At 71.1% G+C, this 11,684-nt stretch carries 9 protein-coding genes; 7 read left to right on the forward strand and 2 right to left on the reverse strand.

Annotated features, from left to right (window positions below; all coding sequences use genetic code 11):
* Nucleotides 1-83: 83 nt before the first annotated feature.
* The gene (locus ACFY0P_RS03165; RefSeq protein WP_388906673.1) at nt 84-488 is read right to left on the reverse strand and encodes a hypothetical protein; all 405 of its coding nucleotides are present in this window, start codon (nt 486-488) and stop codon (nt 84-86) included.
* 234 nt (nt 489-722) lie between these two features.
* Between ACFY0P_RS03165 and ACFY0P_RS03170 the strand changes: the two genes are divergently transcribed.
* From ACFY0P_RS03170 to ACFY0P_RS03200, 7 genes are all read left to right on the forward strand, one after another.
* Nucleotides 723-1,388, forward strand: a complete 666-nt coding sequence (locus ACFY0P_RS03170) for an ArsR/SmtB family transcription factor (RefSeq protein ID WP_388906675.1) — start codon at nt 723-725, stop codon at nt 1,386-1,388.
* A 132-nt stretch (nt 1,389-1,520) separates the two neighbouring features.
* A complete protein-coding gene (locus ACFY0P_RS03175; RefSeq protein WP_388907296.1) occupies nt 1,521-2,300 on the forward strand; it encodes a recombinase family protein in 780 nt (259 codons plus the stop codon).
* Between the two features lie 149 nt (nt 2,301-2,449).
* Nucleotides 2,450-4,492 (forward strand): thioredoxin domain-containing protein, encoded by a 2,043-nt coding sequence (locus tag ACFY0P_RS03180; RefSeq protein WP_388906677.1) that lies wholly within the window; start codon nt 2,450-2,452, stop codon nt 4,490-4,492.
* Between the two features lie 385 nt (nt 4,493-4,877).
* Nucleotides 4,878-6,173, forward strand: coding sequence for a glycosyltransferase family 2 protein (locus tag ACFY0P_RS03185; protein ID WP_388906680.1), 1,296 nt, complete (start codon nt 4,878-4,880; stop codon nt 6,171-6,173).
* 4 nt (nt 6,174-6,177) lie between these two features.
* Nucleotides 6,178-8,130 carry a right-handed parallel beta-helix repeat-containing protein gene (locus ACFY0P_RS03190; protein WP_388906682.1) on the forward strand — a complete coding sequence of 651 codons (1,953 nt, stop codon included), beginning with the start codon at nt 6,178-6,180 and terminating at the stop codon, nt 8,128-8,130.
* Nucleotides 8,127-9,419: a right-handed parallel beta-helix repeat-containing protein gene (locus ACFY0P_RS03195; RefSeq protein WP_388906683.1), complete on the forward strand. Its 1,293-nt coding sequence runs from the start codon at nt 8,127-8,129 to the stop codon at nt 9,417-9,419. The genes ACFY0P_RS03190 and ACFY0P_RS03195 overlap by 4 nt, the downstream gene beginning before the upstream one ends.
* 121 nt (nt 9,420-9,540) lie before the next feature.
* Nucleotides 9,541-10,911, forward strand: coding sequence for a UDP-glucose dehydrogenase family protein (locus ACFY0P_RS03200; protein ID WP_388906685.1), 1,371 nt, complete (start codon nt 9,541-9,543; stop codon nt 10,909-10,911).
* Nucleotides 10,912-10,932: 21 nt separating this feature from the next.
* Here the strand turns inward: ACFY0P_RS03200 and ACFY0P_RS03205 are convergent, their stop codons facing one another.
* The gene (locus ACFY0P_RS03205) at nt 10,933-11,655 is read right to left on the reverse strand and encodes a Mut7-C RNAse domain-containing protein (RefSeq protein WP_388906687.1); all 723 of its coding nucleotides are present in this window, start codon (nt 11,653-11,655) and stop codon (nt 10,933-10,935) included.
* Nucleotides 11,656-11,684: the final 29 nt, after the last annotated feature.

Below are 11,684 nucleotides of genomic sequence, written 5' to 3' on the forward strand. Positions count from 1 at the left end.
CGGTGACGTATGACACAGAGGGCGCCCGGACCAGGGCGGCAGGTCAAGGTCGCGCGGGCATAGCGGGATCCGGATCGAGGAAACTACCGGGCGGTCGGCCCGGGCTGGGCGGGCAGCCGGCCCCACCCCTTGGAGAGGGCCAGGTACACGCAGGCCGCTGCCAGCCCCGCCTCCGCCACCGCGCTCGCCAGTGCCTCCAGCAGCTCGGTGCCCACCGCCGACGTCGTTATGTCGAACCACGCGTCCAGGACCGCGACCGACGCCGTCGCCGACGCCGTGAGCCGGGCGCGGGCGTCGCCCCGCAGACCCAGAACCGCCGTCGCCGCGCACCCCGCCGCCATCAGGACGTCCAGCCCGATCCAGGCCACCGCCCAGTTGTGCACCTCGGTCTTGGTGGGCAGCGTCAGCGCCAGCACCACCATCCACGGCACGAGCAGCACGGCGGACGATCCGAGAAGGATCAGTGCCCACCGCTTCAGCCGCCTCATCCGCTTCGTCCTTCGAGTCTGCGTCGCCGTCAACCCGTCCAACACCTGATCCCCCTCGCCTTGTTCCGGATACGTGGCTGTGGAACCTGTGCATCGCACGGGTCCTCCGCCATTGCCGGGCCATGGCTTCACGCTAGATCGCAGAGAAAATTCTGCAAAGAAAATTCGGCAGACGTCGGGGAAGGGTCGGGGAGGCTCAGGGTTGTCTCAGGGGCGCCGGGTTACGGTGGCCGCATGACCGACGGCACGCCCCGGACGGCCGGACCACCCGAGCCCGCCGCACCCGCCGAGAAGCCCGCCGCCCCGCGCGAGAAGCCCGCCGCGCACGGTGAGATGCCCGCCGTACCCCCCGAGCCGACCAGCCTCGAACGCACCGCCCTCTACAAGTCCCTCGGCAACCCCCTGCGCCGCCGGATCCTCGACTACCTCGGCCGGCACGGCGAGGCCAACTCCACCGTGCTCGCCCGCGAACTCGGCGAGAGCTCCGGCACCACCAGCTACCACCTGCGCAAACTCGCCGAGCAGAAGCTCATCGAGGAGATCCCCGAGAAGTCGGGCGGCCGGGAACGCTGGTGGCGGAGCCTGCCCTTCAGTCACACCACCCCCGACCCGGCCACGATGACGACGGAGGAGTACGCCGCGGCCGAGCACCTCGCCCTCCTGAAGATCGAGGTCGACACCAGGCTCTTCCGCCGCGCCCACCAGGAGTACCGGGGCCCGCAGGGCTGGGCCCAGGTCCAGCGCACCGGCACCTGGATGACGAAGACCGACCTCCACGACTTCGTCCGCGCCTACCGGGAACTCCTCGACCGCTACAGCCACCCCGACGACGCCGTCCCCGAGGGGGCGCGCCGGGTGAACCTGCGCTTCTACGCGGCACCGGACGCCGGGGACGAGTAGGAGGGGAAGAGCAGGGCGGGCAGGGCCCGGCCGGTGACGTGTCGGGTTCACGGTGACCCGGAGACCGCTCGATCGTTCTTGTGACTGTCGAGCTGGATGTCGCATGGGGGGCCAGTGAACGACCTTGTCGTGATGCAGAGGGCCGGGCTGATCCCGGTTGCGTCGTACGCGCGTACGTCCGAGGACTTCCGGCAGCGGGACGGGCATGGAGTACGCCACCAGTTGCGGATCAATGAGCGGACCGCACAGCAGCAGGGATGCCGAGTCGTCGCCACCTACGCCGACAACGGTCGTGGTGCCACCCGGCCCGGAGTGACCAGGCCCGGATTCGACCGCCTGATCGAGGACCTGACGCGTGGGTGCACAGCCGACGGCCAGGAGATCCGCGGGGTGGTCTGTGTGGCGGACGACCGGTTGTATCGCCGTCCGGAGGACTTGTTCCGGTTCTACTCGGCGCTCACCGCGCGAGAAGGGCGCGCCTACCTCGACCCACGGGGCATCGGTGATCCGTACACGCAGGAAGGACTCCTGCAGGCCGTGCGGTCTCTGGAAGCCGCTGTCATGGAAACGCAGGTCAGAAGCCAGACGATTGCGAACTGGCACTGGGCCCGAGCTGTGGAGGGGGGTGCCTCACAGCGGACCGCGGCCATTCGGTTGGCAGGAGGACAGGATCACACTGCAGCCATGTGGGGCGGAGCGGCCCGTACACATGTCGTTCGTGCGGGAGGTGCAGTATCAGCGGGCCTCTGGCGGACGAAGCCCTGGAGCGGCTGGTGTTGTCCGAGGCGCCGGTGCACGCCTCGCCTGCGGACTCCGTGCGTCGACGCTGGACGGGCGGCGAAATGGATCTGGATGAGAAACGCGGAACCATCCGGTCCGTTCTGGACTGCTGCGTCGTCCGTCCGGGCGTGAAGGGGAATCCATCCTGGGATCATTCCCGGGTGCAGCCGGTCTGGCGTCGCCCGGCTCAGGTGGAGGAGACGGCGGCGGTCGGCTGAGAGACGGCCCGACGCGGGGCGAGCGGGAATCCGTGGGGGGAGTCCGTGGGGGAGGATGGGGGTATGCCGAACCGACTGGCTCACGAGACGTCCCCCTATCTCCTTCAGCACGCCGACAACCCCGTCGACTGGTGGCCATGGTCGGAGGAGGCCTTCCAGGAGGCACGGCGGCGAGGGGTTCCGGTGCTGCTCAGCGTCGGCTATTCGAGTTGCCACTGGTGTCACGTTCTCGCACACGAAAGCTTCGAGGACGAGGTGACGGCAGCCTTTATGAACGAGCACTTCGTGAGCATCAAGGTCGACCGCGAGGAGCGGCCGGATGTCGACGCCGTCTACATGGAGGCCGTGCAGGCCGCCACCGGGCAGGGTGGCTGGCCCATGACCGTGTTTCTGACCCCGGACGCGGAGCCCTTCTACTTCGGGACCTACTTCCCGCCCGCCCCCCGCCACGGCATGCCCTCCTTCCGGCAGGTGCTGGAGGGGGTCCGGGCCGCTTGGGCCGACCGGCGGGACGAGGTCGCCGAGGTGGCCGGGAAGATCGTCCGGGACCTCGCCCAGCGGGAGCTCGGGCACCAGGGCGGTCGGCCGCCCGGTGAGCAGGAGCTGGCGCAGGCGCTGCTCGGGCTCACCCGCGAGTACGACCCGCAGCGCGGAGGATTCGGCGGCGCCCCCAAGTTCCCGCCGTCCATGGTGATCGAGTTCCTGCTGCGGCACCACGCCCGCACCGGTTCCGAGGGTGCGCTGCAGATGGCCGTGGACACCTGTGAGCGGATGGCCCGGGGCGGCCTCTACGACCAGCTCGGCGGCGGCTTCGCCCGTTACTCCGTCGACCGCGACTGGGTCGTGCCGCACTTCGAGAAGATGCTGTACGACAACGCCCTGCTGTGCCGGGTGTACGCCCACCTGTGGCGGGCCACCGGGTCCGAGCTGGCCCGCCGGGTCGCCCTGGAGACCGCCGACTTCATGGTCCGCGAACTGCGCACCGGCGAGGGCGGGTTCGCCTCCGCGCTGGACGCCGACAGCGACGACGGGAGCGGGCGGCACGTCGAGGGCGCGTACTACGTGTGGACGCCCGCCCAGCTCCGCGAGGTCCTGGGCGAGGACGACGCGGACCTGGCCGCCCGGTACTTCGGGGTCACCGAGGAGGGCACCTTCGAGGAGGGGCAGTCCGTGCTGCAACTCCCGCAGCAGGACGGTGTGTTCGACGCCGGGCGGGTCGAGTCCGTCAAGCGGCGTCTGCTGGCCGCACGGGCCGAACGCCCTGCCCCGGGCCGGGACGACAAGGTCGTCGCCGCCTGGAACGGCCTCGCCGTCGCCGCGCTCGCCGAGGCCGGCGCCTACTTCGACCGCCCCGACCTGGTCGAGGCCGCCGTCGGCGCCGCCGATCTCCTCGTACGGCTTCACCTCGACGACCACGCGCGGCTCGCCCGCACCAGCCGGGACGGCAGGGTGGGTGCCAACGCGGGCGTGCTGGAGGACTACGGCGATGTCGCCGAGGGCTTCCTCGCGCTCGCGTCCGTGACCGGCGAGGGCGTCTGGCTGGAGTTCGCGGGACTCCTCCTCGACCACGTCCTGGCCCGCTTCACCGACCAGGAGAGCCCGGAGACCGGCGCCCTCTACGACACCGCGGCCGACGCCGAGCGGTTGATCCGCCGGCCGCAGGACCCGACCGACAACGCCACACCCTCCGGCTGGACCGCGGCCGCCGGTGCCCTGCTCGGTTACGCGGCGCACACCGGCGCCGAACCTCATCGCACGGCAGCGGAAAGGGCGTTGGGCATCGTCGGGACGCTCGGACCGCGCGTGCCGCGCTTCGTCGGGTGGGGGCTCGCCGTCGCCGAGGCGCTGCTGGACGGTCCGCGCGAGGTCGCGGTCGTCGGACCGGACACGGCGGACGACCGGACAACCGCCCTGCACCGTACGGCACTTCTGGGCACCGCGCCCGGCGCGGTCGTGGCCGTGGGGACTCCGGAGAGCGACGAGTTCCCGCTGCTCGCGGGGCGGCCGCTGGTCGGCGGGGAGGCGGCGGCGTACGTGTGCCGCAACTTCACGTGTGACGCGCCGACCACCGACCCGGAGCGGCTGCGGGCGGCACTGGGGGGCTGAGGTCCGCCGAAGGCGCTGGGTGCGTTGTCGGCGGTGGGCGCGTGGGGGCTGGTCGGGCAGTTCCTCCCCCAGCCTTCGGCCGGAGGTACCCCCAGCGCCCCTTACGGGGCGCATGGGTCGCGCTGTCCGGCCGGTGGGTCGAAACATGCCATTTATCAGCCGAGTTCACGCTCTTCACATCATCCTCATAGTATCCACCTCGTGCCGTGACGGATGTGACCCGCCGTCACGGTTGGGGCGGGGCGGGCGTGAAGACTCTGTAAGTGAAGTTCGTGTCTTGTGTGATCGCCGTTCACTCAAGCGCCCCTAGCATCGCTGGAGCAGTGCCCGGTTCTGACGCATTTCGGGCCGTGGCAGTCATGTCATGTGGGGGGAGAGCGCAACTTTGTCCGAGTTCTTCGACCAGGTCTGGTCGTGGATCGTCGAGGCTGTGGGGGAAACTTCGTGGCGAGAGCTGATGCCGCTGGGGCTTGCCGGACTGTTCGTCTGGGCGCTCTGGCTGTACCGGGCGGTGCTCTCGCGGTTTGCCAAGCCGGTCGTCAACAACTTCCGTACCAGCGTCTCCGTGGTGGTCCCGGCCTACCGGGAAGACCCGGAGATCCTGCTGGAGTGCCTGGAGACCTGGCTCGCCCAGGATCCGGCCGAGATCATCATCGTTCCTGACGTCGAGGACCACGAGGTCCTGCACCGGCTGTCGCTGGTGGAGGACCCCCGGGTCCGGGTGCTCGCCTTCGAGCACAGAGGGAAACGTTCCGCCCTGGGGGTCGGCATACGGGCCGCCACGAGTGAACTCCTCGTCCTGGTGGACTCCGACACCCGCTGGGAGCCGGGGCTCCTGGACGCCGTGCAGATGCCGTTCGCCGACCCCGAGGTCGGCGGGGTGGGCACCCAGCAGAACGTCTTCCAGCGCACGACCAGCGTCTGGCGACGTATCGCGGACTGGCTCGTCAACCTCCGCTACTACGACTACGTTCCCGCCATGGGCCGGGCCGGTGCCGTGGCCTGTCTGTCCGGCCGTACCGCCGCCTACCGCCGCGAGGCGGTCCTGCCGGTGCTGGAGAACCTGGAGAACGAGTTCTTCCTCGGCCGCCGCTGCGTGGCGGGCGACGACGGCCGGCTGACCTGGCTGGTGCTCGCCTCGGGCTACAAGACCGTGCACCAGTCCTCCGCGCGGGCGATCTCCATGTTCCCGTCGTCCTTCCGGGCGTTCGTGAAGCAGCGCGTCCGGTGGAGCCGCAACTCCTACCGGTGCTACCTGACCGCGCTGTACAAGGGCTGGCTGTGGCGGGTCCCGCTGGTCACCAAGATCACCGTGCTGCAGATCCTGCTGACCCCGGTGACCATGGGCATGGCCCTCGGCTATCTGCTGCTGAGCCGGCTGGACTTCAGCCCGCGCGGCGTCGTCCTCACCCTGATCTGGCTGCTGCTGGGCCGAGCCGTCCGCGGCTACTCGCACCTGCGCAGGCACCCGCAGGAGATCTTCCTGCTGCCGCTGACGGCCCTCGTGGTCATCATGATCTCGCTGCCGATCAAGCTGTACGCCTTCGTCACCATGAACAAGCAGGGCTGGCTCACCCGCACCAGCACCAGCATCGGGGGCGAGGGCCAGAGCGCGGCCACGCTCTCCGGTTCCGCCGGCGGCGGCCAGAGCCACTCCGCCCTCCAGCCCGAGGTGATCTGACGCCATGGCCACCCCCCTCATGACGGATCTCATGACCAGGAGAAGACCCGGTCCCGGCAACCGGCTGCGCCGGGCCGGTGCCAGGACGGCGGCCCTGCTGGGCGCCTTCGCGGTGGCGGCGACGCTGCTGCTCGGCGCCTCGGCCACGGCCCACGCCGACGGGGACGGCGACAAGAAGCAGAAACTGGCGGCCGAGGACGCGGAGACCCAGGCCGCGCTGGTCGCCGACGAGGACCACCGCCTCAACCAGGTACGGGCGTTCACCTCGGTGGCGCCCCTGCAGAGCACCAAGTGGACCGTGCCGTACCGGCTGGACACCGACAACGGGTACACCCTGGTCCTCACCGATCGCAGCAACGCCTACACCATCGCCGACCTGCTGAAACTCGCCCCGCAGACCTTCCTGCGGCGCAAGGACGGCTCGTATCTGCTGACCGAGAACATCTACCTGAACGTCGGCGCCAAGCTGAAGCTGTCCAACCCCGGCGGCCTCACTCTCCGGATGGCCAGCAACCGCACCGGCTTCGTCTCCATCGTCTCCTTCGGCGGCGAACTCAGCCTCCAGGGCACCGCCCAGGCGCCGCTGACCGTCACCAGCTGGGACCCGCAGGCCAACAAGGCCGACAGCGACGTCCGGGACGGCCGCGCCTACATCCGCACCATCGGCGGCCAGTTCGAGATGACGCACGCCAAACTCGCGAACCTCGGGTTCTGGAGCGGCCGCACCGGCGGCCTCAGCCTCACCGGCACCGACCGGCCGAACACCGGCTCGCTGGAGGACACCGGCCAGGTGCACGGCAAGACCGCGCGCGAACGGGCCGACCAGCAGGGCGACCAGGACAAGCGGGACTCCACCAGCGGTGACGTCACGGCCATGCCGTCGGGTGAACTGACCACTCCCGACGCCCGGTTCTCCACCGGCGGTCTCTCCTACGTCTCCGGATCGATCACGCACTCGACCATCACCGGCAACGCCTTCGGGATCTTCATCTCCAGCGCGACCGGGATCGAGATCAGCGACACGACCGTGGAGAACAGCCTGGAGGACGGGGTGGTCATGCACCGCTTCGTCTCCAGCTCGCTCGTGCAGCGCACGGTCGCCAAGGACAACGGCGGCGACGGCTTCATCCTCTCCCGGGCCACCCAGCAGGTGCGGGTCAGCGGCTGCACCGCCGAGGGCAACGGCGGCAACGGCTACACGCTCAGCGGCAGGCCGCTCGCCGAGGGGCCCTCCGCCTCCGGGCAGGCCGTCGACAGCTACGGCTCCAACTCGGTCGCCAACAGCGTGGCCAAGGACAACGGCCGCTACGGCGTCGAGGTGCTGGGCGGTTTCGACGTCGGCGTGCAGAACAACCGCATCGAGGGCGGTGACATGGGCATCGTGGCCCGCCTGGCGGCGGACAAGGTGTCCATCACCGGCAACCGCCTGACCGGCCAGAACCGGCAGGGCATCTCGGTGCGCGACGGGGTCACCGACGCCACGGTCACCGGCAACATCATCGACGGGCCGGAGACCGGCGTGTACGTCCGCGACTCGGCCGCCGAGATACGCGGAAACACGGTCCAGGACGCCACCAACCACGGGGTCAGCCTGGTCGGCGGCGTGGACGGCACCACGGTCTCCTTCAACGTGATCGGCGGGGTCGGCCCCAGCGCGCTGGACTCCAGCCGTTCGCACGGCGGTGCCGACATCAAGGAGAACCAGACCTTCGCCTGGTACGACACCAGCTCCTTCTGGGTCAAGGTCAAGCACTACGCCAGCCCGATGACCCTGCTGTGGACGGGCATCCTGCTCCTCATCCTGTTCTCGGCCGCCATGGGCCGGCGCAGGCGGCGGGCGGGCGGGCGGGGCGCGGGCATCGTGCACCCGTACTCCGACAAGGCGCCGCTGCCCACCCCGCCGCCGGACGAGATCGCCGTGGCGGGCCGCCGACGGGAGCCGGTGATGAGCGAATGAGCGACGACATCCCAGCCGCGCCGCCCGATGACGGCGGTCCGGGCGACAACGGTCCGGGCGGGGGCGCCGCGGCGGGCGAGTCCGCCGCGGAGCGGGCGCGCCGGATCTGGCTCGCCGGCGGTCCGCCGCTCTGGGTGGCCTCGGCCGCCCTGGTGATCTCGGTGCTGGCGCTGATCGTGGCGGGGGTCTCGGCAGGCGACGACCGGACCGTCGTGTACGGCGCCGGCCCCACCGCCGGTCCCACCATCCCGGTCGCCGAACCCACGGACGACGGGGACGGCACCGGCGACCCCGGTGCCACGGCCTCCGATCCGGCGCCGAGCGACACGGCGGCCACCGACGGTGCGGCCACGCCCACCGCGACCGGCTCGGCCGCGGCCGTGGCCTCCGGGCCGGTGAAGTGCCCGGCCGCCACCGTCACCGTCAGCGACGCCAAGTCCCTGAAGGACGCGCTGGACCAGGCCCAGCCCGGTGACGTCATCAAGATGGCGGACGGGGTCTACTCGGACCGCTTCACCGCCGCCAACCCGGGTACGGCGGACCGGCCGATCTTCCTGTGCGGCGGCCCCGGCGCGGTGATCGACGCCGGGGACGTCGACGGCGGCTACGCCGTCCACCTCGACGGCGCCAGCCACTGGCGGCTGATCGGCTTCACCGTGCGCAACGGCCAGAAGGGGGTCATGGCCGACAAGGTCCAGGGCACCGTCATCCAGGGCCTGACCGTCGAGAACATCGGCGACGAGGGCATCCACCTGCGCGACTTCAGCTCCGGCAACGTGGTCGAGGACAACACGGTCCGCGCCACGGGCAAGCGCAAGGAGCAGTTCGGCGAGGGCATCTACGTCGGGTCCGCGGAGTCCAACTGGTGCACCGTCACCGACTGCAAGCCCGACAAGAGCGACGACAACGTGATCCGCGGCAACCACGTCAGCGACACCACCGCGGAGTCCGTCGACATCAAGGAGGGCACCACCGGGGGCTCCCTCGTCGGCAACACCTTCGACGGCGCCGACCTCAGCGGGGGCCACAACGACTCCTGGGTCGACGTCAAGGGCAACGACTGGCTGATCAAGGGCAACGTCGGCAGCCACTCCCGTGCGGACGGCTTCCAGACCCACCAGATCCTCGACGGCTGGGGCACCGGAAACGTGTTCCAGGCCAACACCGCGCAGGTGGACGGCCCCGGCTACGGCTTCCACCTCACGCCCGTCGAGAACAACAAGATCACCTGCGACAACAAGGTCACCGACGCGGCGAAGGGCCTCGCCAACGTCGCCTGCTCCTCCTGACGCCGAGGGGCCCGGTCCGCACCCGGGCCCCGCGCGGTCGCAGTTCCCTCACCTTCACGCACTTGTCCCTCGCGCGTCTTCGGCATGCGCACTTTCCGCTCGGGAATCCCTCGGAGGCATCATGGACACTCTTCCCGCCGCCACCCACGGCACCGACGGCACCGTAGGCGCCGACGCTCCCCGCCTGACCGTCATAGGCACCGGCTACCTGGGCGCCACGCACGCCGTGTGCATGGCGGCGCTCGGCTACGAGGTGCTCGGCGTCGACGTGGACCCCGGCAAGATCGAGCTGCTGAGAGCCGGGCAGGTACCGTTCTTCGAGCCAGGACTGCCCGAACTCCTGGTCAAGGCCCAGGAATCCGGGCGGCTGCACTTCACGACCAGCCTCGCGGAGGCCGCGGAGTTCGGCGACATCCACTTCGTCTGCGTGGGCACCCCGCAGCAGCCCGGCTCCTACGCCGCGGACCTGCGCTACGTGGAGGGCGCGGTGACCGAGCTGGCCCGGCACCTGCACCGCCGGGCCCTGGTGGTCGGGAAGTCGACGGTGCCGGTGGGCACCGCGGCCCGGCTGGCGGAGCTGGTCCGCACCACCGCCCCGGCCGGGGACGCCGTGGAGCTGGCCTGGAACCCGGAGTTCCTGCGGGAGGGCTTCGCCGTGGAGGACACCCTGCACCCCGACCGGCTGGTGTTCGGCACCGAGTCCGCGTGGGCGGAGCAGCAACTGCGCGCCGCGTTCGCCCCCGTCATCGCCCAGGGCACCCCGGTGGTGGTCGCCGACCTGCCGACCGCCGAACTGGTCAAGGTCGCCGCCAACTCCTTCCTCGCCACGAAGATCTCGTACATCAACGCCATGGCGGAGGTCTGCGAGGCCACCGGTGCCGACGTGCACCGGCTGGCGGAGGCGCTGGCCTACGACGACCGGATCGGCGGCCGGTTCCTGAGGCCGGGTCTCGGCTTCGGCGGCGGCTGCCTGCCCAAGGACATCAGGGCGTTCATCCACCGCGCCGAGGAACTGGACGTCGCCCAGGCGGTCGCCTTCCTGCGCGAGGTGGACGCGATCAACCAGCGCCGCCGGGCCCGGACCGTGGACCTGGTCCGCGAGCTGGTCGGCGGCGAGCTCGCCGGCACGAAGGTGGCCGCGCTCGGGGCGGCCTTCAAGCCCAACTCCGACGACATCCGGGACGCCCCGGCGCTGGACGTCGCCGCCACCCTGCACCGGGCCGGCGCCCAGGTGACGGTCTACGACCCGGTGGCGATGGACAACGCCCGCCGCGCCCACCCCGAGCTGACGTACGGGACCGACGCACTGCAGGCGGCCACCGGCGCCGACGTCGTGGTCCTGCTCACCGAGTGGACGCAGTTCCGGGAGATCGACCCGGAGGCCATGGGCGCCGTGGTGAACCGGCGCCGGGTCGTGGACGGCCGGCACGCCCTCGACCCCGCGCAGTGGCGCGCGGCCGGCTGGGAGTACCGGGCACTGGGCCGCAACTGACCCCGGAGCGCCGGTTCAGGGTCAGGCGAACTCGGCGAGGGCGCGCGCCACGATGGCCTCCAGCTGCTGGTGGTGCGCGCCCTTCCAGTACGCGCGGCCGCACTCCGCGCACCGCGCGAAGACGTCGTACGACTTCTGGGTCCCGCCCTTCAGCTGGTCCGCCACCTCGTCCTTCGTCGCCTCCTTCAGCAGGCCGTTGCAGGCCGTGCAGCGGGTCCAGGGGCGCAGGTCGGGAGCGAACCGGTCGAGGACGTCGTGGAGTTGGTCGTCGGGCCCGGTGCTGTAGACGTAGCCGCCCGCCCAGAGTTCGCGGCGGCGCAGCAGGCCCCGGTCGCGGCTCAGCAGCACGCGCTTCTCGGCCGCCGAGCGGGCGGCGAGCGCGGGGTCGCCGATGTCCGTCGACTCGTACGCCGCGTCCACGCCCAGCAGGCGGAGACGGCGGGCCAGGGTGCCGAGGTGGACGTCGAGGAGGAAGCGGAGCGGAGCGCCCGGGACGCGCTGGGGGCGGGTGACCGGGCGTACGGTCACCCGCTCGCCGTGTGCCGGGACGTGGGCCACCGGGACCTCCCGGCCGTCCACCACCAGGGCGCCCACCTCGGTCAGGGGGACGCCCAGGGACTCGATGACGTGGCCGAGGGTCGAGACGCCGTCGACGGTGAGGGGATGGACGCCGACGCGGCGGGCGTGCGGGACGAACAGGGCCAGCTCGGGGGCGACTTCGACCTGGATCTCGGAAGCGTTCACCTGGTCAGGATGGCACGGGTGACGGCCGT

This window comes from Streptomyces sp. NPDC001714 (assembly GCF_042892755.1).
GTDB lineage: Bacteria > Actinomycetota > Actinomycetes > Streptomycetales > Streptomycetaceae > Streptomyces.